This window comes from Rhodoferax lithotrophicus (assembly GCF_019973615.1).
GTDB lineage: Bacteria > Pseudomonadota > Gammaproteobacteria > Burkholderiales > Burkholderiaceae_C > Rhodoferax > Rhodoferax lithotrophicus.
In genome coordinates this window covers 1932837-1956124 of the sequence record NZ_AP024238.1, presented here as the reverse complement: position 1 = coordinate 1956124, position 23288 = coordinate 1932837, and the positions used below count along the sequence as shown (strand labels likewise).

Sequence of the window (23288 nt, the reverse complement as noted above, 5' to 3'; positions counted from 1 at the left end):
GGAGTCCATCAAGCCGTGATGATCCAGCCCTCAAGAGGGTCTGTATCGGGCGGCAAGCCATACATCACGGCACCTTCTTCATGGCGGCGACTCGCCCATGCGGCTTGCATGAGACACAGCACAGCATCCAGGGCATCACCGCTGGCATCATCGGCCAAGGCATCACGCTGTGCGTGCGAGAGTTTTAAATGCATCTCCAGACGTGTCCGCCCTTGTTCCAAAGCGGTGATCAGGTCTTTGCGGGCAATCAGACGCTCTGGGGTTTGGCGTGCTTTGTCATCGGCTTTGTAGCTTCGGTGACCCAGAACCTCACGTGCCAACAAGCCGGGGTAAGCCTCCAGAGCCACCTTCAAGGGTGCCGTATCACGATCAGAGGATTCCGCAGCAGGCGCATACAAACCCGGCAACGTTGCCCCAGCCTGCAGCAACAAAGGCACACCTGCATGCATCATGAACGCCACCGGCGGATTGACCCATTTCATGCTGGGACTCGACCCGGCAATCAGGTCCGTTGAGCGATGGGCAAATTTGCCACCTACAGGGCGCGCTGCGCAAAAAGCTGCAAATACTTGTCGGATATCCTCCCGGCTCAGCGCTGCATAGTGCGCCATACAAGCCTGCCATTCGCTTGGCCACCTCAGGGTATGCACCAACTCACGCGGCAAGCCGAAAGGCAAATCGAATGCACCGACCCAGGATTGGGTTTGGTTAAGCCAGCTTGAAAAAGCCGAAAGTGAACTGAATCGCTCTAGTTTCGAGAGCGTTACACGCTTATTTCTAAAGCACCCCAAGGCTAAAACGATACTTTTTCTGGTAGTTGGTGCACTGGAAAAGTCGCAACCCAGTAAAAGTGCAGGCGGATCAAATGAAGTTTGAGACACCAGCGCCAAGGGAGCCTCCTTCAGCGAAATTTGCGCAAGCCGCGTTCAGGCTCGGCCAATGATGGAGGCCGTGGCCATCAACTCTTCCAGCAGTGCCAAAGACACCTTGCCTGACACCGAATAAGGGTCCAGCTCGGGCTTTTCTGCATACTTGAGCAAGATGGAGGCATTGATACGGCTCATATTGACCTCGCCCATGGTCCAGCCCGCAAAGCGGCGTTCTGAAATTTCCTCGTAGTGCAACAACACCACGTCCTTGTGGCGCGGGTCACGCTGAATGTGGCCGTAAAGCTCGCTGATGGCCATACGTCCGCCTTCGATGGCTTGCAAAAAGATGCCCCCACCATAACAAAGTACACCGGTCACACCAGAGTGCGGGTTGTGCTCACGTGACTGGTGCAAGATGGATTCAATGGCCTCAGGACTACAGTCCACGGACCGACTTGCGTAAAGCAGACGAACCAACATGGTTAACCTTTCCGGGGAATGAGTGACAAAAATTCACGGCGCAAGTTGGCATCTTTCAGGAAACTGCCGCGCATCACAGAATTGATCATCTTGCTGTCGACATCCTTGACACCACGCCATCCCATACAAAAGTGGGTCGCCTCCATAACGATGGCCAAACCATCGGGTTGGGTTTTTTGCTGGATCAAGTCAGCCAGTTGCACCACCGCCTCTTCCTGAATCTGCGGGCGGCCCATGACCCACTCGGCCAGACGTGCGTACTTGGACAAACCAATCACATTGGTGTGTTCATTGGGCAAAACCCCAATCCATATTTTTCCCATGATCGGGCAAAAATGGTGGCTGCAAGCACTGCGCACCGTGATCGGGCCGACGATCATCAGTTCATTCAGGTGCTCTGCATTGGGGAATTCAGTGATCTCGGGCGACTTCACATAACGCCCCTGAAAAACCTCTTTGAGGTACATCTTGGCCACCCGCCGTGCGGTGTTGTCCGTGTTGTGGTCATGCTCCGTATCAATCACCAAACTACTGAGTACGCCCTTCATTTTTTCTTCAACTTCATCCAGCAGACTCTCAAGCTCGCCTGGTTGAATAAAGTCTGCAATATTGTCATTGGCATGGAAGCGTTTGCGTGCGGCTTCAATACGTTCACGGATTTTGACCGATACCGGTGTGCCTTCGTCTTGTTCTATGGGGTTCATGATGTACCGATAAAAATAATCAGGGCTGAATCGTAGCAGTGTTTTAAAACTAAGGTTATTAGCCTATAGCGCTTGTATTCATTGCATGAGAAGCTACATTTTCAATAGCGTTTACCATTTAAAAACAACATCACACGCATCAGCAGATAGGCCATCGCATCAAAAACCTTGAGACGCAGGCTACGCTGGGTGTACCGAAGTGGGTCAACACGTTGCGCATCGACCCTGATCGCCTGCTCCAGGCAGCGCTGCAAATCTTGTGCAAACAGTTCGTTTTGCACAACCACATTGGCTTCACGTGCCAACAACAAACTCAAAGGATCCATATTGGAGGAGCCCACGGTGGCCCAACGTCCGTCCACCACCGCCACCTTGGCGTGCAGGAAACTTGGTGTGTATTCATAAATTTCAATCCCTGCCGCCAACAGCGGCGCATACAGGGCATGGGCTGCATGAAATTGCATGAAATACTCATAACGCCCCTGCAACAGCAGGCGCACCCGTACGCCGCGCTGTGCGGCATGAATCAGGCTTTTGCGGATCTTGCGACCAGGTAGAAAATAGGCATTGGCCAAAACAATGTCATACCGCGCATCCCCCAGCGCCTGCCGGTATGCTCGCTCAATACGTGTGCGATAACGCAAGTTGTCGCGTAGCACCAGCTCAGCCAATGCGCCATTGGCAGCTGTTGGGGTGATGCCAACATGGCGTTTGTCTTGCACCGCTTGCTGCAAGGCCTGCCAGGCACCTTTCCAGTCCACCTGCTTAGCCCGCTGCGCCGCCTGAATACGCCACCAGAACTGGCTCATGACCGCATGCACCTCTTGCACCAAGGGGCCTGTCACACGTACCGCAAAATCAAAGCGGGGGGCTTGAAGTGCACCGTGATTCGGGTCAAACCAATCATCCAGCACATTGATGCCTCCACAAAAGGCTATTTCACCATCCACCACACACAGCTTGCGATGCAAACGCCGCCAACGACTGGGCAGCAACAGGCCCAAGCGCCCCAGGGGGGCAAACACCCGCCACTGCACACCCGCAGCCGTTAGCCGCTGCGGCCATGGCGCAGGTAATGCGGGGGTACCCACCCCGTCGACCACCAGGGCCACCGACACACCACGCAAGGCGGCACGCTCCAAGGCTTGCATGACTTGCTCAGCCCCGCCATGTACATCCAAAATATAGGTTTCGAGCCGAATTTCATGTAAGCCCGCATCCATGGCTTGCACCATGGCTTCAAAAAAAGCGTTAGAGCCTTGCAACAGCTGTAGTTGGTGACCCGAATGACGTTGCAACTTCACCTTGCGCTCAATCGGTCAAGGCGAATTCAGCAATCAAAGGCAAGTGATCTGACATGCGCCACCATATCCGCCCATGGGGTACGGTCAAACTCAGAGGTTGGAGACCACGGGCAAACACATAGTCCAATTGGGCCAAGGGGAGGCGCGATGGAAATGTCGGCTGCGACACCCCGAACGTATACAAGTTAACCTGTGCCAAGGTCTCTTGCACACGCGAGCCCCAATCATTAAAGTCACCCGCCACCAACAGCGGAGCATCATGCGGGATTTCACGCGCAATAAAGCGCTGAAGCTGTGCCACCTGGCGTACCCGACTGGCTTTCACCAAGCCCAGATGCACCACCAGCACATGCACTTCCTGGCCATGCACGGCAAGCGTCACATGTAATACACCACGCTGCTCCAGACGATGATCTGAAATGTCTTCATGCTGGTGCGCCAGCACCGGCCAGCGCGACAACAAGGCGTTGCCATGTTCACCGTGACGCGTGATGGCATTGGTGCGGTACACCGCCTCATAACCTTGCGGGGCCAGATAGTCGGCCTGGCCCTGTTCTGGCCACAACGCAAAACGTTGGGCCTCACGGCGGTTGTGCTGACGCACTTCCTGCAAACACACCACATCGGCATCGAGTGACTCCACCGCCAGCACCAGATTGTGAATTTCAAGCCGGCGCAAGGGGCCAATACCCTGCACACCTTTGTGGATGTTGTAGGTGGCAACGCGGATGATATGACGGCTCATATTCCCCCCTTGGGAGCGACAAAACGCGGCAGCATCAGGCAAGCCTCGGCATTGGACGGTGAAAAACACGCCTGCGCAGCCTGCTGGTAGGGCAACCACTGAAAAGCCGTGTGCTCACGGGGACTGAGTGTGATGGCCATACCTGCTGGCACTTGCAAGCCAAACAGGTGTTCGGTGTTGTGCACCACCCCGGGCGCATACCGATGCCGCCAGCGTGGGTAAATTTCATACACATTCTCAAGCTGCCAGTCGTGTAAATGGTTCTCCAGATGTGCCCCCCTGGTGCAGTCAATGCCGGTTTCTTCCAACACCTCGCGCCGGGCGGTTTGCTCAAAGGTCTCCAACAAGCTGTCCTTGCTGCCGGTGACCGACTGCCAGTAATCCTCGGCATCGGCGCGTTTGATCAGCAGCACATCAAGCGCCGGGGTGTAGATCACCACCAGGATAGATTGCGGAATTTTGAATGAGGGGAGTGTTGGAGCCACTGATTTGAATGGATAAAGCGGTGACACTGAAAAAATGAACCAGCGGGGTCATTCTAGTCACCGCCCAATGAGGTGGCGGGCCTGAGCCTGGGATGCTGAGTAGAATCCTCCTCGCGCCCCATCAAGGGCGCATTCGCTAGGGGTGTTGACCCGCAATTCAAACTGCGAGCCGACTGAGAAAGTCCCTTTGAACCTGATTGAGGTAATCCTCGCGCAGGGAAGCATGTTGAATCCGGGGTTCTCGCCGCCTTCTCTGGCTTGAATATCACCCCAGCCGACACCGCCGACCTGCCAACTTTTGCATGGAGCAAACAGATGGCACACACCCATTCTTCCGAGTCAACCCCAGCCACGCCGATACTTGCGTCCAATTCGGCGCTTTCGCCCGTGCCCCATAACGAGCGGGTCTTCAACTGGCACAACCACGCCTCGCTGTGGTTCAGCCTGGGTGTCGGCCTGCTGGTGATGCAGGTCGGGGCTTACCTGGTGCCTGCCGTGGGCAGTCGTGATGCGGCCATGGCGATAGTGCTGGGCTCGTTGATGGGCGCAGGCTTGCTGGCCTGGACCGCACGGCTGGGCTGCCAGACCGGCCTGTCCAGCGCAGCGCTGATGCACGCCACCTACGGCAGTGCCTTTGCCCGTCTGCCCGTGCTGCTGAACATGGCACAACTGATTGGCTGGACCACTTTTGAACTGGTCATCATGCGTGACGGCACGGCCGCCATTGGCAAACAGTCGTTTGGTTTGAACTTGGACAGCACACAAGGTCACCTGCTCACCACCTTGCTGTGGGGCGGCGTGCTGATGCTACTGTTGTCCGGCTCAATGACCCAATTGGTGCGTAAATTGATCAGCCGTGTGGCGCTGCCGCTGGTGATTGCCTCGCTGTTGTGGCTGACCTGGCAATTTGGTGGCCAGTTGCAGGCACAAGGTTTTGCGGCCTTTTGGGCCCGCCCCGGTGACGGCAGCATGAGTATGCTCTCCGCCATGGATCTGGTGATTGCCATGCCGGTGTCATGGTTGCCGCTGGTGGCCGACTACGCCCGCTACGGCAAGTCCGGGCGCAGCGCCATGAGCGGCACCTGGGTGGGTTATGCACTGGCCAACATCTGGTGTTACGCGCTGGGCGTGTTGGTGGTGAGTGTGGCGCAACCGGGCACCGATCTGGTGACGGCCTTGCTACTGGCCCAAGGTGGCCTGCTGGCTTTGAGCCTGATTTTGGTGGACGAGATCGACAACGCCTATGGTGACGTGTACTCCGGCGCGGTGTCGGGCCACAGCCTGAAACCAGCTGTGAGTGTGCGCCAATGGGGTCTGGGGCTGGCGGTGTTGTGCACGGGTCTGGCCCTGGTGCTACCAATGCACAGTCTGGAGCCCTTCTTGCTGATGCTCAGTTCGGTGTTTGTGCCCTTGTACGGCGTGATTCTGGGGCGACTGGCGACCACCCACACCCCGGTCACGACACCTAACCGCCAGGTGGACTGGAGTGCCGCCGTGCTTTGGCTGGCCGGTATTGGCGTCTACCACGCGCTGGCGCAATTTGCGCCGCAATGGGGCTCCGCCCTGCCCACATTGGTTTTCACCTTTGGGCTGGCCTGGTTGACACGCCCAGCGAACACACTGACATTGGCTGGACAAAGCGCATGAAGATCGTCATTCTGGGTGCCGGCCTGATGGGCCGCCTGCTGGCCTGCGAACTGGCCCGCGCAGGCCACACGCTGGAGGTCTTTGATGCCGGTGGCCCGCAAGCTTTGGACTCTGCGGCCCGCGCCGCCGCCGCCATGCTGGCCCCACTGGCAGAATCGGCCATCACTGAAGACTCTGTGGTCAAAATGGGGCTCTACAGCTTGTCTCGATGGCCTGAGCTGCTCTCCAATTTGAAGCAACCTGTGTACTTTCAGCAGCAAGGCACGCTGGTGCTCTGGCATCGGCAAGACCAGGCTGAAGCCACCCGCTTCACCCACCAGCTACAGGCTACCCATGCCCGCTTGCCACAGATTCCAGCATTGCACACGCTGGATGCACCAGGTATCGGCCAGCTTGAACCCAGCCTGGCCGGGCGCTTCAGCCAGGGCCTGTATTTACCCGGCGAAGGCCAGTTGGACAACCACCAGTTGCTCGATGCCTTGTGGCTGACCCTGCAACAACGGGGCGTGACCCTGCACTGGGACAGCCCGCGCCAACCCGGAGACTTTGCCCCCGACCAAGCCGACTGGGTGCTCGACTGCCGTGGCTTGGGGGCGCAGCCACAGTGGTCCCAAGTGCGTGGTGTGCGCGGCGAAGTGGCCATGCTCCACGCCCCCAACGTGCACTTGTCGCGCCCGACACGCCTGATCCATCCGCGCTACCCGATCTACATCGCCCCCAAGGAAAACGGCATTTTCAAAATCGGGGCCACCGAGATCGAATCGGACGACCTGTCCCCGGTGAGTGTGCGCTCCGCCATGGAGTTACTCAGCGCCGCCTACAGCGTGGACACGGGTTTTGGCGAAGCACGGATTCTGGAGCTGGTGGCGCAGTGCCGCCCGACCCTGCCCAACAACCTGCCTGCCGTGCGCCGCCTGGGCCCGCGCTGCCTGCAAGTCAACGGCCTGTACCGCCACGGCTACCTGATTGCCCCGGCCATGGTCGATGTCATGCTGCAACTCATGCAGGGTGCAGACTCAGCCCTGGCTGAGCAGTTTGAGGTCTCGGTAACCGCCCCATGAGCACCGCCACACTGAAGCTGCTGATCAACGGCACGCCGCATGAGTTGCCCGCCCACGCCACGCTGGCCGATGCGGTGGCCCACCTCGGCATTGCGCCCCCGTTTGCCGCCGCCATCAACCTGCAATTTGTGCCCAACACCCAGTACCACCAGACCCCGCTGCATCAGGCCGACCGCATCGACCTGATCGCCCCGGTGACCGGCGGCTAAGAACACATCACCATGAACACCCCCTCAACTGAAGACACTCTGCTGCTTTACGGCCAGGCCTTTGCCAGCCGCCTGCTGCTGGGCACTTCACGCTACCCCTCACCCACGGTCTTGCAAGCGGCGGTGGAACGGGCGCAACCGGCCATGCTGACGGCCTCGCTGCGGCGGCAAAACCTCAGCCCCGGAGAAGCTGCGCCCAACCACTTCTGGGCCATGCTGCGCGAGATGAACATCCCCGTGCTGCCCAACACCGCCGGTTGCCACAGCATGCAGGAAGCCATCACCACCGCCCACATGGCGCGTGAGGTGTTTGCCACCCCCTGGCTCAAGCTGGAGCTGATTGGTGACGACTACACCTTGCAGCCCGACACCCTGAACCTGGTAGAAGCCGCCAGCCGCCTGATCAAGGACGGCTTCAAGGTGCTGCCCTACTGCACCGAAGACCTGGTGCTGTGCCAACGTCTGGTGGACGTGGGCTGCCAGGCCATCATGCCCTGGGCCGCGCCGATTGGCACCGGCAAAGGCCCGATCAACCCCTACGCCCTGCGCACCCTGCGTGAGCGCCTGAGCGTGCCAATGCTGGTGGATGCCGGTCTAGGCCTGCCCTCACACGCCTGCCAGGTGATGGAGTGGGGTTTTGACGGTGTGCTGCTCAACACCGCCGTGGCCCAGGCGCTCGACCCGGTGCGTATGGCGGGCGCTTTTGCCAACGCCGTGCAGGCTGGGCGCGCCGCCTTTTTGGCCGGAGCCATGCCCGAGCACCACAGCGCCCAACCCAGCACACCGGTGCTGGGCACGCCGTTCTGGCATCAAACCTAAAAGTCCGCCATGCCGAACATCCCACACCTAGCGCAAGACATCGTGCGCAGCCACCACCCATTGGCCCTGCAAGCGGATGCCATGCAGCGCTTGGACAGGCACCTGGCAGCGTTGCCACCGCTTGCCCCGGAGCCACACCAGCAGGCGGTGTGGGCGGCCTGCCGCGCCCTGGATTTCATCGAAGCCGATGCGCAGTGTGTGGCCCAGGCCTGGCAACATCAAACTGAGCGCACTGGCAGGTTTGATGCCAGCGACTGGCCGACCGAACCGGCGGACTTTGGCCTGCAGCCCTGGCCGCGCACCGAGGCCTTCGCGCCCTGCCCGCGCCAGCTCGGCCTGTACGCCGTGCTGCCCGATGCCGCCTGGGTTGGCCGCATGGCGCGGGCCGGTGTGCCCACGCTGCAATTACGCTTCAAATCCGATGACCCGCAGGCTGTTTTGCGCGAAGTACGGGCTGCGGTACAAGCCGTGCAAGGCACCCATGCGCTGCTGTTCATCAACGACCACTGGCAAGCCGCCATCGAAGCCCAGGCCTATGGCGTACACCTGGGCCAGGAAGACCTGGACGGGCTCAACCGGGCCAACCTGACGGCCATTCGCGCCGCCGGTCTGCGGCTGGGCCTCAGCAGCCACGGCTACGCCGAGATGCTGCGTGCCGATGCGGTCAAGCCCAGCTACATCGCCATGGGCGCGGTGTATGCCACCACCCTTAAACGCATGGCCACCCCACCCCAAGGGCCTGAGCGCCTGAAGATGTACGCCCAACTGCTGCGCCAACACGCCACCGTGGCCATTGGCGGGGTGGATGAGGCGCGGCTACCTGAAGTTCTGGCCAGCGGCGTGGGTTCAGTGGCGGTGGTGCGGGCGCTGGTGGCGGCCCAGCAGCCCGAGGTGCAGGCGCAGCGGTTTCAGCAAATCATCCATCAGCATCGGCAAAGCTGCGACGTTTATGACCATTGCGACTTGCTCGCAGACACGAGCACGGCCCAGTCGTCTGGAGGATGACCGCGCTGGAGCATTTTCTGAAACACGGCATACGGATCACGCTTGCTGCCGGCTGATCTCAAAGTGTTTTCATCATTGACCCAGGCAAAAATGATGATCCTGGTTTTGGAGTCAAACCGGAAAAACAGGCGAAACCTTCGCCCAATCTTGGCTCGCCGCCAGTGCCTGAACGCAGAGCCCATGGTGTTGCCTTGTCGATACTCCTCGCGATGGGGATCACTTGGCACGGTCTCAAGCATCAGCTGAGACAAGGCATTGAACAGTTTGACGTTGGCATTCGACTCAAACCCTTGTGGGTCTTGGGCCTGCGCCCGTTGCGAGGCGGCTTGCAGCTTCTGGAGTTGCTCAATCAACCCCTCATGGAAAAGCAAAGTCCAACCGTGGCGCTGAATCACAGCGCTACATCGCCTTGAATATCTTCGCTCAGATCAACAGGCCGCTTGATGGCCGAGAGCATGGATTGGGCTAGATCAGCGGGTAGCGTGGAGATATGCAGACCAGACGCAATGTCTTTTTCAAGCAGCGTCAGAAAGCTCGCTATGGCGGGGTCTTCATGGGACTCGTTTTCAACACGAGTGACCACAACTTGTGATCCCTGCAAGTCGAACGCCACCTTGCCGCCAAAATCTACGCCAAGTGCTTGGCGAATGGGTTTGGGCAAGGTGATCTGACCTTTCGAGGTGATGGTGGCGACTTCATGAACAGCTTGCATGGCGAGGTTTCCTTCCAATGAAGCACAAATTGTAAGGAATATCCCTTACAAAGGGTATCGCGACGCACTGAGCGCCAGGACTGATGCAACCCCGCGCAGCCCAATGAATCCGATATACGCAGGTGCTGTCACAAACACTGCGTCAACGGCAGCTCGGTGCTGCTTTTGATGCTTTGCAGCACGATGTTGGAGCGGATGCTGTTGACGCCCTGAATGCGGGTCAGGCGGCGCAGCACCGAATCCGACAAATCGCTCAGACTGGCCGCCACGATCTGCAAGATGTAGTCTGACTCACCGGCCACCGCATCACAGGCCAGCACCTCGGGAAACGCCGCCATCTCTCGCTCAAAGGCCAAACCTTCCTCACCACCGTGGCGCACCAGCGACACGTAAATGATGGCTCGCACCCCCAAGCCGATGCGTGCCGCATCCAGCAAGGCCACGCTGCGCCGGATGATGCCCGCAGCTTGCAGCCGGGCCACACGACGACTCACCTGTGACGGCGACAAATGAATCGCCTCACCCAATTGCTGATGGGTCAAGGTAGCATCTTTTTGCAATGCATCCAAAAGCGCGACATCAAACTTATCAAACACAAAATCTTCATTGATTGGTTTTTTCATGCATGAATTATGCATAAAAAATGCCAATCTATCGTGACAACGCGCACCTGATGCAAGCACTCATGGCTAAGATCATGGCATCCCTTTTCGCCCCAACGCCATGAACGCATCCTCCTGCACCCACCCTCTGCCCGCCGCCAGCACGGCCCGGCATCAACCGTTTGAAGACATCCAGGCCATGTTCACCGGCACGCTGCTGGTGGCATTTGGCGTGGTGATGTTTGCCCATCTGGGGCTGCTGACCGGTGGCACCACCGGTGTGGCGTTTTTGATCCACTACACGCTGGGCTGGCACTTTGGCCTGGTTTTGTTTTTGGTCAACGTGCCGTTTTACGCCCTGGCCTGGTTGCGCATGGGGCCGGTCTTCACCCTCAAAACCTGTGCCGCAGTGGGCATGCTCGCCACCTGGGTCACGCTGCTGCCGCAATGGGTGAGTTTTCAGAGTCTGAACCCGGTGTTCACCGCCATCATCGGCGGCTTGCTGATGGGCGTGGGCATTTTGGTGCTGTTTCGCCACCGCGCCAGCCTGGGCGGATTTAATGTGATGGCGCTGTTCCTGCAAGACCGCTTTGGCTGGCGTGCTGGCCGGGTGCAGATGGTAATGGATGGCGCGGTTGTACTGTGCGCCCTGCCCCTGGTGGCCTTGCCGCTGGTGGCGTTCTCAGTCCTGGGCGCTGTGATCCTGAACCAGACCCTGGCGACCAACCACCGCACGGATCGGTACGTGGCCAAGTAAAACCAGGGCAGTCTTTGTTGTCGTCGAATACGTTTGCAATCAGACGAGAAAATGCTATTCATTTAATAGCTGCTTGCGCATATATTTCGCGCTCTACAAGCTGATTTTTCTAAAAAATCCGCATACACGGTGAATCACCCCGTGAATGTCAGTGGTGAGGGGTGGTAGGCAAAGTGCGTAGGAACTCCGGCAAATGATCGAAATCAGAGTACCACGTCAGGGTCAGTAACGCAGCATCAGGAGTCATTGGGGTTTTGGCAGTGAATGACACGTTAAGGTTGGAAGCCGACATCCAAATTTTTAGACAGCAGTCAGTCAACGCCCAGGTTAACCGGCAAAGACACGAAGCATTTTGTCCACGTTGAGCCGCCTGTTAGACCTGTGAAATAGATGCTTAAGCCTAGAAAGCTCAAATTTACCAAGAATGCTATTCGACTTGTTGATTAATTTCCAATGAATGAAACGTCTGTTGAAAATCATCGCAGATCAGCCCATCGCTTATTTTAAGAATGTCATTCGGATTCTTCTTGTTGTCCTGAAGGAATTTCTTGGCTTTCCCAAGAAGCTCTTTCCCAGGGGTGAAAAATTCTTTGTTTGTAACGAGCCATTCATCAACTTGAGCATTAATTTGCTTAATATCGCTTTTCCCGTCTTTGTTTTTTCCTAGTGCTGGGCGATCTCTGAGTATAAAGTTTGTTAATTTATCTCTGGTTTTTTCATCGAGTTCTGCTATCCATTCTGAGTATTTCTCTTTCGCCTTTTCAATCGGTATCTCGCATGCAATATTTAAATGCTTTGGCAAGCAGAAGTAAGACTCAATTTCTTGATATTTTGTTATAAATAAAGCGATGCCATCACGAATGCAGTCGTCTCGCAATTTAACAAATTCATTGTCGGAGTCGGTCTTTTGGTCTCGGTCGATGTGCAATATTACCCGAACACCTGGAATGTGTTTTGATACAAACCCTTCTAGTATTTTGGCGAAGTGGACTTTAGAGCATCCTTCGTATGAGTGAAGTACAAACTGATCTTCGAGGACTCCGTTTGCAAGGAGGAATTTCTTTAGAAATTCCTTTTTCGCACTGATGTCATCGACCTTGTCTTCTGTGGCAATTATGAATCTTAGATTTTTTTTACCAAACAAGTAGTCAGAGTCTGCTGCTCCGATATCAATTAAGATACTGCTATTCCTGACATTGTTAAACGCCTTGCCCTCTTGAAAATGTGCAACATTCGCCTGACCTTCAAGTGCATCAAGAATGTAGCGGGAGTGCGTAGAGAAAACGATTTTTAGTTCAGGATTTTCGGCAGTTTTTTTTGCTAATTCTGCAGCCAAGTATTTTTGCTTGGTTGGGTGAATGTGTGCATCCGGCTCGTCAAGTAGAACGATTTTTGGGGAAAAATACTCGATATAAGCAAATATCTGAATAACTTGAAGCAGGCCCGTTCCAATGGTATCTAAAGGAACCTCTATTGATTGGGTTTTGACATTAACTGAGATGTACTCAGATTTATTTTCATCGAAATCGACGAATATTTCTATGGTGCCATAAACAGCTTTGACAGAAGACAAGAAGGATCCCCATCTTTCTGCCTGTTTGCTTATGCTATAAAGAATGTTTCGCAAATAATTGTTACTATCACCGCGTGTGGCTGACTTTCTGACCGCAATTGCTACTTCATATTTTTCTTGTGTTGGTATTCCTGCGATTCCCGGGACGTAGACGCAAAATGGATTCGCTATGTCACCAAGAAGGGTTCCAATATTTTTACCTTTAAGCGATGTGGTGAAGCCACCATTCTTTCCTTTTGAGATTGTGACGATTGAGGTATCTACGCCTTCTTTGAATATAAATTCAATCTCGCTTCGTTCGCTACGTTTCTTGGCGCCGGCGAGTTTTTTCCGTGATAAAGTGACTCTACATTTTTTGTTGGGGTGTACAAGAAATCATTGGAGTCCAAAGAAAGGGTTCTGGTGCCATCTCTTTTCCAGCTACACCGCTCAAGCTCCAAGGTCTGGCATGCTGATATTGCGAACTGGATGCCCTGAATGAAGCTACTTTTCCCCGTGTTGTTTGAACCAATGAATATATTCAATGGACCAAGCTTGACCGACGTCTTGTCGATTTTTTTAAACTTACTGACTTCAATTTGCATACATTCGTTTTCGATTATAGAGCCTTGCTGAGCCTCTGAGGTTTAATGTACTTTTCAGCGACCGTGGCTTTCTGCGGTCCCCTGCAAAAGGCTTGTAGACGCAATTCTGAGAGGACGCAGAATATGTCCCTTGGAGCTGGATTGCAGTTCGACTACTAAATCGGCTGCTCTCTTTAGCAGCGGAACAAGAGTCTTTGTCACGGGTATGTTGTACTTTGCCAAGTACATTGCGGAAGCTTCGACATAGAAGTAGATACTGGTTAGTACCATGTTCAAAGAGAACAGGTATTTTTCTATCTCAATAGATTCCGCATAACCGTCGACCTCCACGATTCGTGACATTAGATTGTTCAATATATCTTCGGGGTCGTTGTGTGCCTGAGAGCAAAGCGCCGTATAAATTGTTCTGTAATCGACTTCTTTGCCTATTCTGGAAAAACGATCAAAAGTACTTGGCCATGAACCTGGATGCTTGTTGTAATCTATATTAATTATGGAAAGAGATTTCCTTAGAGCATCCTCGTAGAGATCCAGGCTGTTTTCCTTATCCTCTATAAGTGCCCGATGATGGGCCTTTACTTCCGACGGATAACTGGAATTATCGACGCTCTTAAGCCAAGCCTTGTTCTGAATTCTCTCCGTGGTGATGTAGTTGCGAAAGTAGGCTAAGACGTTTCCGATGTCATCGCCACAACTGGCGTAATGAAGATTTACGGCAGATTCAATAGTGGTTCTACAGAGGGCTTCCGCTGAGGCAATATGTGCGATCAAAAATGTAGCTAATGTGCCTCCTGCGAATTCATGGCACTTCTTATACATATCATGAAGAATAGACCAGACTGCCTCATTCTGTAGTCGTTCAATATGTTCTTCGGCTGACCTATTAATTTCGTCATCTACTTGCACAATGATTTCCGCAGCGCTCAAGATGTACGGATTAAAGGCCATTTCAGTGGAAATGCACCTGTCGTCGAAGAAACGCTGAGCAGCTTCATTCATGGTTGCTTGCGCCTTATATGTATCCAGCAAATACTCAGGCTAACAAGGTAGCCAGTCAGATAAGGTGTTTCATTTTTCACAAAATAAGTTTTTATTCTCATGGATTTACGGCGATATAAATATTTATATGTACAGGTATATTGATACTGACAAAGTCGCCACTCCCGTTTTGCGCTCTGTTCGGCAGCTTGGCCAGCTCCGTGAGCGCATTCGCTACCAGCACTATAGCCCTCAAACCGAAAAGGGTTACCTTTATTGGGCGCGGTTTTTCATCTGTTGGCAAGGACGCAATGGCCCCATGCGCCATCCCAAGGACATGGTCATGCCTGAGGTGAATCATTCCTCACGATGCTGGCCAATGAAAAACAGGTCACTCCTGCCACCCAACGTCAGGCGCTGAACGCCATGCTGTTTCTCTACATGCAGGTCATCGTACAGGATGTGACATGACTGCAGTCCATTGGCCTCCCCCAGAGCGAAAATGTGTTTCTGTCGTTCTGACGGTGCCAGAGCTGCGGTCAGTGCTCGGGCTGATGGAAGGCGTTGAAGGCAATTTGGCTCGTCTGCTTTATGGCACAGGCATACGATTGGCAGAAGGTTTGAATCTTCGGGTCTCTGCGCAAACGCCTCCCCATTCGTTTGCAACGCACATGCTGCAATTAGGCACTGACATTCGGACTGTGCAAGAGCTTTTGGGGCACGGCGATGACAGCACAACCAAGATCTACACACCACGTACTGAAAGTTGCTGCAGGTGGCGCCAAGAGCCCGCTCGATGCGCTCACTGGACTGACGAGTTTAATGTCGGCTTCCGCTGCGTACTTGACTCGCGACTGTGCCGTGTGAAAGACAGCAATGGGTCAGAGCCCGCCATCCCTCCTGCGGTCTTGGCTTGGGCGGACAGTGTGTTGATTGGGTTGTAGCCATCAGGCGTAGGCCGGGTCCTTACGTTTTATACCTTTTGAGCTTGTATCCCTTGTATTTATTGCGTGAGCAGCTATAAATATTGATTTTTTGCAATCCCCCATCCCTCCCAGTCTTTTTCAGAGCAAGGCCTTGACCTGCCGCCAACCTGGCCCAACACCTCCTGTTTCATGCACCGGCCTGAGCGGGTTCAACGTGCGGGCGCTGTACTGGCCAAAGCGCTATGGCTGGCGTGCTGACCGTTACTTGGTGAAGTCACTCTGCTTTCCCAATGACACACGGCTTGCGGCTTCGCGCTTGGCGACGCATGAGTTGAAAACGGATCAACTCAAGTATTGACCGTACCCACCACTTCCGCAGCGCTTCGGAAAGCCTCCACAGCCGTGGGTACACCGCAGTAAATGGTGGCGTGCAGCAACACTTCCTGAATTTCCTGCACCGTGGCACCATTGTTCAACGCGCCCCTGATGTGGCCTTTGAGTTCATGCTGTTTGCCCAGCGCCGTCAGCATGGCCACCGTGACCAGGCTGCGGGTTTTCAGGTCCAAACCCGGACGCTGCCACACATCGCCCCAGGCATTCCGTGTGATGTGCTGCTGCAGGGGTGCCGTGAAGTCGGTTACAGACTCAAATGCACGGGCGACAAAATCCTCACCCATCACTTGCTTGCGTGTGGCCAAGCCTGCTTCAAATTGTGTGTCGTTCATAGGATCACTTTCAAATGATTCCGAATATAGCGATCAACACAGGGGCACTTTGAAATTTGTCACTGCACTGACACATCGTTTTTTTAAAGTCAACTGCTTTAAGTTCTGGAGAAATTGATGGTATTCAAACGTGTCGCTTCAGTGATCGCCACTTGCGGATTGATGGCCTGTGCTGCAACAAACCCGTCCAGTGGCTCTGCTGCCCATGAAAAGTTTTCGTTCGGTCTGTGGGGTGACATGCCTTACAAAAAAGCAGGAGACGACTCCAAATTACCGGCAGTGCTCAACAGTATCAACCAGTCTGAGATCGCCTTTTCAATTTATGACGGCGACATCAAGGACGGCAGCTCCCAATGCACCGACGTGGTGTATACCGATGCGCTCAAGATGTTTGGCAGCATGAAGCAGCCAGTGGTCTATGTGCCTGGCGACAATGAGTGGACGGATTGCCACCGTTTGAACAATGGCGGTATGGACCCACTGGAGCGTTTGGCGCACATTCGCCGTGTCATGTTCCCCACCAGCCAAAGCCTGGGACAACGCCAAATTCCGCTGGAGCACCAGGGTCAGCCGGGTGAGAAGTTTGTCGAAAACACCCGTTTTCACCATGGTGGCGTGGTGTTTGTGGGTATCAACATGCCCGGCAGTAACAACAACCTGGTGCTGAATACCAAAGAGTGCGAGAAAAAGAGCGTGCGCAAAGCCGCCCAATGTGATGCTGCCAACGCCGAGTACCTTGAGCGTGACAGCGCCAATGTCTCCTGGCTGGAAGCCTCATTTGCCCAAGCCAAGGCACAAAACGCCGTTGGCCTGGTGCTGGTCGTGCAAGGAGACCCCGGGTTTGATTTGCCAGAAACCGAAGACATGGACGAAAGCGCCGCACCGGGTGTCAGTGGCTACCGCCATTTCATGAGCCGACTGGTGCAACAAACCGAGCAATTCAAGGGCCAGGTACTGATGGTGCATGGCGACACCCACTTTTTCAAGCTCGACAAACCACTTTACAGCCCCGCCAAAGTCCTGCCCAACTTCACCCGCCTGGAAACCTTTGGCAGCCCGGTGCTGAACTGGGTGCGTGTGACGGTGGACCCCACCTCCAATGAAGTGTTTCAGATTCACCCGGTGATGGTTGAACAGTCCCCCAAATAAGTTGAATGGCAGCATGCCTTCAGGCCTGATCTGCCGCATTGCGCGGCGGGTTCAGGCTTGAGGGATTCGGTTCATCAGGCGTGCACGCTGCAAGGCCAAAAACTCCCACAGCCCACACACCAGGCAAGCGGGTATGACCATCCAACGAATAAAGCCGGTTTTGTGCCACATGGTGTGAAGCTCCAATCTCTAGAAATAAGTTCACCCACGTTAGCTGCTTTTAATGACAATTTTGTGTCCCTCTGAAGTCAACGCCCCGCATCTGCCAGAGTTGGTTGCACTGGAGCGCATCATGGAGCTGGGCAACCACTGGCTGCAAACACGTGTGGCCTGCCAAGTGAGCCTGCCGCGGGGTGGCCACTACCCGGTGCATGTGATCACCCTGGGCAACCCCTCCCCCGACGTGCCAGCAGTGGGTTACTTCGGTGGTGTACATGGTCTGGAACGTATTGGCGCAGGCGTGGTGATTGCCTACTTGCAAAGCCTGGTGATGCGTCTGCAATGGGACAGCACCCTGCACCGGCAGCTTGAATCGGTACGGCTGGTGTTCATGCCCATCGTCAACCCTGGCGGCATGGCCCTGGGCACACGCGCCAACCCCAAAGGCATTGACCTGATGCGTAATGCGCCCATACAAGCCAGCGAATCCGTGCCTTTTATGGTGGGCGGGCAGCGCTTCAGCTCGGGATTGCCCTGGTACCGGGGGCCCAAAGACCAGGCGATGGAAATGGAGAACCAGGCCGTTTGTGATGTAGTCAACAGCGAATTGCTGTCACGCCTCTTCAGCCTGAGTGTGGATTGCCACTCCGGCTTTGGCAGCACCGACCGTCTTTGGTTTCCCTACGCCCATACGCGCACGCCGATCCGGCACCTGGCAGAAATGCACGCCCTGAAAAGCATCTTTGTACAGTCACACAGCCATCACCGCTACATCATCGAACCACAAAGCCTGCAATACCTGGCGCATGGTGATCTGTGGGACTATTTGTACCAGCAGGCCAGTACACAAACCGACCACGTGTTTCTGCCCTTGACACTGGAGATGGGCTCCTGGTTATGGGTCAAAAAGAACCCGCGCCAATTGTTCTCGCGCCACGGTATTTTTAACCCCTTGATTGAACACCGGCAACAACGGGTGCTGCGCCAGCACCAGCTGCTGCTGGACTTTTTGTCCCGCGCCGCCTGCGGCCACCCCCTCTGGCTACCCAAGCATGAGACACGTGCCCAACAACACGCCCAAGCACTTGAAGATTGGTACTGACAACGATGGCTCACTGGGTATTTTTACGCGGACTCACCCGTGAAAGCGGCCACTGGGGCAGTTTCGTCACCACGTTCGAGGCCGCCATCCCCCGCAGCCAGGTGATCACTCTGGACTTGCCGGGCAATGGCACGCTGCACCGGCAGCGCAGCCCGACGCATGTGCGTAACATGGTGGAGAGTTGCCGCACCCAACTCGCGGCCCGCGGCCTTGCGCCGCCCTACCATCTGCTGGCCATGTCGCTGGGGGCTATGGTGGCCGTGCACTGGGCCGATGCCTACCCGGAAGAAGTCAGCGCCCAAGTGCTGATCAACACCAGCATGCGGCCCTTTGGTGCGTTTTACCAGCGACTGCAACCCACCAACTATGCCATCCTGCTCCAGCTGATGCTCCCCGGAACGGCCCCCCTGCAATGGGAAAGCGCCATTCTGCGGATGACCAGCAACCAAACGCATGATGGCATCTTGCGCCGGTGGCTGGCTTTGCGCTGCGCGCGCCCGGTATCACTTGCCAACGCGTTGCGGCAATTGCTGGCTGCAGCACGCTTTGGTGCCCCTGCAGGCCAGCCCAAAGTGCCGACCTTGTTGCTGGCCAGCCAGGCTGATCACCTGGTCAATGTCATCTGCTCCACTCGTCTGGCCGCACACTGGCAATGTGCCCTGCGCCTGCACCCCGGTGCTGGCCACGATGTGCCACTGGACGATGGGCCATGGGTGGTCACGCAGATCCGTCAATGGCTCACCACTTGACATTGGTTTGTCACCCAAACGTCATCCCTCTGCCATCAATCCGTTACAAATCAGCGCCATGATCGACCTTGAAATCCATTCAAGGAGCCATTTTGGACAAACCCAGATACCGCGCCATTTTTATCTCGGATGTGCATTTGGGCACCTCCGGTTGTCAAGCGGATGCACTGCTGGATTTCCTGAAAACGCACCCCAGCGACTACCTGTACCTAGTTGGCGACATCGTGGATGGCTGGCAGTTGCGCCGAAACTGGTATTGGCCCCAGTCACACAACGATGTGGTGCAAAAGCTGTTGCGCCGGGCTCGCAAAGGCTGCCAAGTGATTTTTGTACCCGGCAACCATGACGAATTTGCCCGCCACTTTGTCGGACATCAGTTCGGTGGTGTGGACGTGGTAATGGATGCCATTCATACCACCGCGGATGGTCGCCGTTTATGGGTCACCCATGGCGACTATTTTGATGGGGTTGTTCAATGTGCCAAATGGCTGGCCTACCTGGGTGACAACCTGTACGAGTTCACGCTCAAACTCAATCGCCACCTGAACCACTGGCGCGCCCAGCTGGGTCTGCCCTATTGGTCGCTGTCAGCCTACCTGAAACACAAAGTCAAGAAGGCCATGATCTACGTCACCGACTTTGAGGTAGCGGTAGCGAATGAGGCCAAACGCCGGGGACATCAAGGTGTGGTGTGTGGACATATCCATCGTGCTGCCATACGCCACATCGACAGTGTTTTGTACTGCAATGCTGGTGATTGGGTAGAAAACTGCACCGCACTGGTTGAGCATGAGGATGGTCGGCTGGAGTTGCTGCAATGGCTGCCACGTGAACACGTTAGATGTCATCAAACTGACATCAAAGTGACATGTTGATGTCTTTTAACTTCCTTATGCTGCAAGCCGTTGGATTCAAAAACACATGCATTTATGTCAACTCACTCCTGCGCTGAACTTGCAGAACCCGCTTACTCAAACGTCATCTTTATACCCACAAGCTTAAATTCCCCCACGGTTCGCCGAGGCCGTGGGCCGCTTGCCAGGCTGATGCGCAGCAGCGCACTCAATGCCGTATTCCAACCGATCATCTCCCTCACGGATGGTGGCATTCATGCCCATGAGGCCTTGATCCGCGGGCCCAAGGCCAGCTCGTTTCACACCCCGGATATCTTGCTCAAAGCTGCGGCAGAGGAAAACCTGAACTTTGAATTTGAAAACACCTGTATCGCCGTACAACTCGCCCGATGGGGTGAACTTCATGAATCAGGCCGTTTGTTCATCAACATCAGCGCCGGAGTCCTGGTACAGGTACTGAAACAATGTGGGCGCGAAACCTTGCTGAAAATGATCAGTGGGTATGGTGTGTTGCCACGCATGCTGGTACTGGAAATCACCGAATATGAGCGGGTGGCGGATATGGATGAATTGGCCCGTGTGGTGTCCGAGATCCGCAGTGCCGGTGTTTCGCTGGCCCTGGACGATTTTGGCGACGGCCGCTCCAGTTTGCGCTTGTGGTCGCAGCTCAAACCTGAATACGTGAAGATTGACAAATACTTCACCAAAAAAATCAGCCAGCACGCCGACAAACTCAAAACCATCCAGGCCTTGCAACAAATCGCGGCTGTCTTTGACTCTTCCCTGGTGGCTGAAGGCATCGAGACCGAAGACGATTTGCGGGTTCTGCGCGATTTGGGCATCCCTTACGGTCAGGGCTTTTTGCTGGGCCGCCCCAACCACATTCCCCACGAACAGGCGGAGACCAAGGCACTGGAGGTCATGCGCGACCGCCGGGTGGCGGTTTTCCCTGAGTTGCGCAGAGCTTCCAGCGCAGGAGCACTCAGCCGGCTGGCGGTGCTGGATGCGCCCACCGCCCAACCATCCACCACCAATGAAGAGCTGGCCCAATTATTTTTGGCCCAACCCAAATTGCATGCGATTGCCGTACTGGACGGCACCCGTGCCATTGGCATCATCAACCGTTCACTGTTCATGAACGAGTTCAGCAAACTGTATTACCGCGAGATATGGGGCAAAAAATCCTGCCTGATTCACGCCAACATGGCACCGCGCCTGATCGAGCGCAACCACAACGTGGACGACTTGGTGGGCATCCTGACTTCTGATGATCAACGCTACCTGACCGACGGTTTTATTGTCACGGACAACGGGCGTTATGCCGGTTTGGGCACGGGTGAACAGTTGGTGCGCTCGGTGACCGAAACCCGCATTGAAGCCGCCCGCCACGCCAACCCGCTGACATTTTTACCCGGCAATATCCCCATCAGTGAGCACATCGAACGCCTGCTTCACAGTGGCTGCGACTTTGTGGCCTGTTATGCCGATTTGAACAATTTCAAGCCGTTTAATGACCAGTACGGGTACTGGCGGGGTGATGAAATGATCCGCCTGGTGGCCCGGATTGCCGTGGCACATTGCAATCCGCAGCGCGACTTTATTGGCCACGTAGGGGGTGATGACTTTATTCTGCTGTTTCAAAGTAATAACTGGCAATCACAGTGTGAGCAAATCATTCTTGAATTTGCCGAGCAGGCCGTGGCCTTGTTTGACGAACCGGCCCGCCTGGCCGGCGGTATTCATGCCGATGATCGCTACGGCATGCCCCGATTTTTTCCGTTGACAACCCTGTCCATTGGTGCGATCAAGATCCATTGTGATGAATTTGCCACAGCAGAAGAAGTGGCCTCAGCCGCAGCGCGGGCCAAGCATGATGCCAAGACAGCAGGCGAAGGCCTGTTCATCCAAACCACTCCCAACACCTAGAACAAGAATGAAACCTTTTCCTTCCAAAACTTTGACACGCCGCCGACTTTTATGCGGCGCAGCAGGTTTGACAACCCTCGCCACCACCCCCGTTTGGTCACAGCCCAAACAAAAAATGGACTCCCAACGCAACGTGGTGGTGGCCCAGATTGTGGACAACTCAGCCGCACAGATAGATGTCTCGAAAGATTTCCTGATCGGCTGCCGTGCTGCATGGCAGGAAATCAACGCTCAGGGTGGTGTGAATGGCTATGCCGTTGAACACCTGGTGCTGGAGGCCGACACCAGCACAGGCAGCCTGAACAATGCCCTGGAGGTGGTCAGAAAGCTCCCCAACTGCGTGGCACTGTCAGGTACGGTGGGTGACCGCATCGCCAGCCAGCTGGTCGAATTGCTGAAGCCATCCAGGCTCAACATCGCCCATGTGGCACCCTGGTTGCAAAACTCGGAATTCGATGGTGACGCGGTGACTTTTCCCATCTTTGCATCACGCCAGGAACAAATTGCCAAGGCCTTCAATTCACTGTCTGTCATGGGTATTGCCGAACTGGCCGCCATCTATGCGTCCGAGCAGGAATACACCCAGTACCATGGCGATATTGAACGCGCAAGTTCCTCGTTGAAAATCCGTCTCCAGTCGTTCAAACCCGCAGGGGATCTGGCACTCATTGGCAAAACACTGACCGTGAACACGCCCCGGATTCTGTTGTTCATGGGGGGAACCCCTGAACTGGTTCAGTTTTTGCAGGGTATTGGCAAACAAGCCCAGCAACGCTACGTCATTGCCCTGGCCGATGTCAACCTGCAAACCATGATGCAAATGGGTGCCAACCGTGCCACCCCGGTCATGGCCACACAGGTGGTGCCTATGGTGAATGCATCCATCGGCGTGGTACGCGCCTATCGGCAAACGCTGGCACGGTTGTTTGACGAACCCCCAACACCGCAAAGCCTGGCAGGGTACATTGCCGCGCGCTACACCTTTGAGGTTCTCAAACGCATTGATGGGCAACCCACCCGTTCAAGTGCGTTGCAGGCTTTTCAGCAGCGCCAAACCATGGACTTGAATGGCTTTCGGGTGAGCTTCAACGCCCAAGGCCGCAGCGGCACCTATGTCACACAAAGCATGATCACCCCGGATGGGCGCTTGATTGGGTAAGTTGA

General features: G+C 55.4%; 27 protein-coding genes and 1 riboswitch. Of the genes, 14 read left to right on the top strand and 13 right to left on the bottom strand.

All coding sequences use genetic code 11. The features are described from left to right. Nucleotides 1–8: 8 nt before the first annotated feature. The 6 genes from LDN84_RS09055 to nudB form a co-directional block, all read right to left on the bottom strand. Nucleotides 9–881: a DUF429 domain-containing protein gene (locus LDN84_RS09055; protein WP_223912887.1), complete on the bottom strand. Its 873-nt coding sequence runs from the start codon at nucleotides 879–881 to the stop codon at nucleotides 9–11. 45 nt (nucleotides 882–926) lie between these two features. Continuing rightward, nucleotides 927–1349: a BLUF domain-containing protein gene (locus LDN84_RS09050; protein ID WP_223911419.1), complete on the bottom strand. Its 423-nt coding sequence runs from the start codon at nucleotides 1347–1349 to the stop codon at nucleotides 927–929. Between the two features lie 2 nt (nucleotides 1350–1351). Continuing rightward, nucleotides 1352–2053, bottom strand: coding sequence for a GTP cyclohydrolase I (gene folE, locus LDN84_RS09045; RefSeq protein WP_223911417.1), 702 nt, complete (start codon nucleotides 2051–2053; stop codon nucleotides 1352–1354). 101 nt (nucleotides 2054–2154) lie between these two features. Next, a complete protein-coding gene (gene clsB, locus LDN84_RS09040; protein ID WP_435405930.1) occupies nucleotides 2155–3357 on the bottom strand; it encodes a cardiolipin synthase ClsB in 1203 nt (400 codons plus the stop codon). A gap of 7 nt (nucleotides 3358–3364) precedes the next feature. Continuing rightward, entirely contained in the window at nucleotides 3365–4102 is a 738-nt protein-coding gene (locus LDN84_RS09035) for an endonuclease/exonuclease/phosphatase family protein (RefSeq protein ID WP_223911414.1), read from the bottom strand. Continuing rightward, nucleotides 4099–4587, bottom strand: coding sequence for a dihydroneopterin triphosphate diphosphatase (nudB, locus tag LDN84_RS09030; protein WP_223911412.1), 489 nt, complete (start codon nucleotides 4585–4587; stop codon nucleotides 4099–4101). The genes LDN84_RS09035 and nudB overlap by 4 nt, the downstream gene beginning before the upstream one ends. Before the next feature lie 128 nt (nucleotides 4588–4715). Then, nucleotides 4716–4824: riboswitch (TPP riboswitch) on the top strand. 78 nt (nucleotides 4825–4902) lie between these two features. Between nudB and LDN84_RS09025 the strand changes: the two genes are divergently transcribed. The 5 genes from LDN84_RS09025 to LDN84_RS09005 are packed head-to-tail and all read left to right on the top strand — an operon-like array spanning nucleotide 4903 to nucleotide 9328. Continuing rightward, complete coding sequence (locus LDN84_RS09025) at nucleotides 4903–6234, top strand: purine-cytosine permease family protein (RefSeq protein WP_223912885.1); 1332 nt, start codon at nucleotides 4903–4905, stop codon at nucleotides 6232–6234. Next, nucleotides 6231–7295, top strand: a complete 1065-nt coding sequence (locus LDN84_RS09020; RefSeq protein ID WP_223911410.1) for an FAD-dependent oxidoreductase — start codon at nucleotides 6231–6233, stop codon at nucleotides 7293–7295. The genes LDN84_RS09025 and LDN84_RS09020 overlap by 4 nt, the downstream gene beginning before the upstream one ends. Nucleotides 7296–7306: 11 nt before the next feature. After that, on the top strand, nucleotides 7307–7504 hold the full coding sequence (gene thiS, locus LDN84_RS09015; protein ID WP_223912884.1) for a sulfur carrier protein ThiS: 198 nt from the start codon (nucleotides 7307–7309) through the stop codon (nucleotides 7502–7504). 12 nt (nucleotides 7505–7516) lie between these two features. Further along, a complete protein-coding gene (locus LDN84_RS09010) occupies nucleotides 7517–8323 on the top strand; it encodes a thiazole synthase (protein ID WP_223911408.1) in 807 nt (268 codons plus the stop codon). Between the two features lie 9 nt (nucleotides 8324–8332). Further along, a complete protein-coding gene (locus LDN84_RS09005) occupies nucleotides 8333–9328 on the top strand; it encodes a thiamine phosphate synthase (RefSeq protein ID WP_435405929.1) in 996 nt (331 codons plus the stop codon). Here the strand turns inward: LDN84_RS09005 and LDN84_RS09000 are convergent. From LDN84_RS09000 to LDN84_RS08990, 3 genes are all read right to left on the bottom strand, one after another. Further along, entirely contained in the window at nucleotides 9271–9720 is a 450-nt protein-coding gene (locus LDN84_RS09000; RefSeq protein WP_223912882.1) for a type II toxin-antitoxin system YhaV family toxin, read from the bottom strand. The two genes, LDN84_RS09005 and LDN84_RS09000, sit on opposite strands and share 58 nt — an antisense overlap. Further along, on the bottom strand, nucleotides 9720–10040 hold the full coding sequence (locus LDN84_RS08995) for a type II toxin-antitoxin system PrlF family antitoxin (RefSeq protein ID WP_223911405.1): 321 nt from the start codon (nucleotides 10038–10040) through the stop codon (nucleotides 9720–9722). The genes LDN84_RS09000 and LDN84_RS08995 overlap by 1 nt, the downstream gene beginning before the upstream one ends. Nucleotides 10041–10168: 128 nt before the next feature. Next, complete coding sequence (locus LDN84_RS08990; protein WP_223911402.1) at nucleotides 10169–10663, bottom strand: Lrp/AsnC family transcriptional regulator; 495 nt, start codon at nucleotides 10661–10663, stop codon at nucleotides 10169–10171. 100 nt (nucleotides 10664–10763) lie between these two features. On the opposite strand from LDN84_RS08990, the gene LDN84_RS08985 reads away from it, so the two are divergent. Continuing rightward, a complete protein-coding gene (locus LDN84_RS08985; protein WP_223911399.1) occupies nucleotides 10764–11399 on the top strand; it encodes a YitT family protein in 636 nt (211 codons plus the stop codon). A 427-nt stretch (nucleotides 11400–11826) separates the two neighbouring features. Here the strand turns inward: LDN84_RS08985 and LDN84_RS08980 are convergent, their stop codons facing one another. The 3 genes from LDN84_RS08980 to LDN84_RS08970 all read right to left on the bottom strand — a co-directional run bounded on the left by LDN84_RS08980 (nucleotide 11827) and on the right by LDN84_RS08970 (nucleotide 14555). Continuing rightward, a complete protein-coding gene (locus LDN84_RS08980) occupies nucleotides 11827–13026 on the bottom strand; it encodes an AAA family ATPase (protein WP_223911396.1) in 1200 nt (399 codons plus the stop codon). Between the two features lie 206 nt (nucleotides 13027–13232). Then, the gene (locus LDN84_RS08975) at nucleotides 13233–13556 is read right to left on the bottom strand and encodes an AAA family ATPase (RefSeq protein ID WP_223911393.1); all 324 of its coding nucleotides are present in this window, start codon (nucleotides 13554–13556) and stop codon (nucleotides 13233–13235) included. 54 nt (nucleotides 13557–13610) lie between these two features. After that, nucleotides 13611–14555: a DUF5677 domain-containing protein gene (locus tag LDN84_RS08970; protein WP_223911389.1), complete on the bottom strand. Its 945-nt coding sequence runs from the start codon at nucleotides 14553–14555 to the stop codon at nucleotides 13611–13613. 348 nt (nucleotides 14556–14903) lie between these two features. On the opposite strand from LDN84_RS08970, the gene LDN84_RS23175 reads away from it, so the two are divergent. Together LDN84_RS23175 and LDN84_RS23170 are read left to right on the top strand one after the other, a co-directional pair. Further along, complete coding sequence (locus LDN84_RS23175) at nucleotides 14904–15005, top strand: phage integrase N-terminal SAM-like domain-containing protein (RefSeq protein WP_223911387.1); 102 nt, start codon at nucleotides 14904–14906, stop codon at nucleotides 15003–15005. Then, nucleotides 15002–15478, top strand: coding sequence for a tyrosine-type recombinase/integrase (locus LDN84_RS23170; protein ID WP_435405928.1), 477 nt, complete (start codon nucleotides 15002–15004; stop codon nucleotides 15476–15478). The genes LDN84_RS23175 and LDN84_RS23170 overlap by 4 nt, the downstream gene beginning before the upstream one ends. Nucleotides 15479–15807: 329 nt before the next feature. On the opposite strand, the gene LDN84_RS08955 is transcribed toward LDN84_RS23170, so the two are convergent. Further along, nucleotides 15808–16185: a carboxymuconolactone decarboxylase family protein gene (locus LDN84_RS08955; RefSeq protein WP_223911384.1), complete on the bottom strand. Its 378-nt coding sequence runs from the start codon at nucleotides 16183–16185 to the stop codon at nucleotides 15808–15810. A gap of 117 nt (nucleotides 16186–16302) precedes the next feature. Between LDN84_RS08955 and LDN84_RS08950 the strand changes: the two genes are divergently transcribed. From LDN84_RS08950 to LDN84_RS08925, 6 genes are all read left to right on the top strand, one after another. Further along, nucleotides 16303–17334 carry a hypothetical protein gene (locus LDN84_RS08950; protein ID WP_223911381.1) on the top strand — a complete coding sequence of 344 codons (1032 nt, stop codon included), beginning with the start codon at nucleotides 16303–16305 and terminating at the stop codon, nucleotides 17332–17334. 223 nt (nucleotides 17335–17557) lie between these two features. After that, complete coding sequence (locus LDN84_RS08945; protein ID WP_223911378.1) at nucleotides 17558–18595, top strand: M14 family zinc carboxypeptidase; 1038 nt, start codon at nucleotides 17558–17560, stop codon at nucleotides 18593–18595. Between the two features lie 5 nt (nucleotides 18596–18600). Next, complete coding sequence (locus LDN84_RS08940; protein ID WP_223911375.1) at nucleotides 18601–19344, top strand: alpha/beta fold hydrolase; 744 nt, start codon at nucleotides 18601–18603, stop codon at nucleotides 19342–19344. A gap of 92 nt (nucleotides 19345–19436) precedes the next feature. Further along, nucleotides 19437–20219, top strand: a complete 783-nt coding sequence (locus LDN84_RS08935; protein WP_223911372.1) for a UDP-2,3-diacylglucosamine diphosphatase — start codon at nucleotides 19437–19439, stop codon at nucleotides 20217–20219. 171 nt (nucleotides 20220–20390) lie between these two features. Next, entirely contained in the window at nucleotides 20391–22124 is a 1734-nt protein-coding gene (locus LDN84_RS08930) for a GGDEF domain-containing protein (protein WP_223911369.1), read from the top strand. A 7-nt stretch (nucleotides 22125–22131) separates the two neighbouring features. Next, nucleotides 22132–23283, top strand: a complete 1152-nt coding sequence (locus LDN84_RS08925) for an ABC transporter substrate-binding protein (RefSeq protein ID WP_223911365.1) — start codon at nucleotides 22132–22134, stop codon at nucleotides 23281–23283. Nucleotides 23284–23288: the final 5 nt, after the last annotated feature.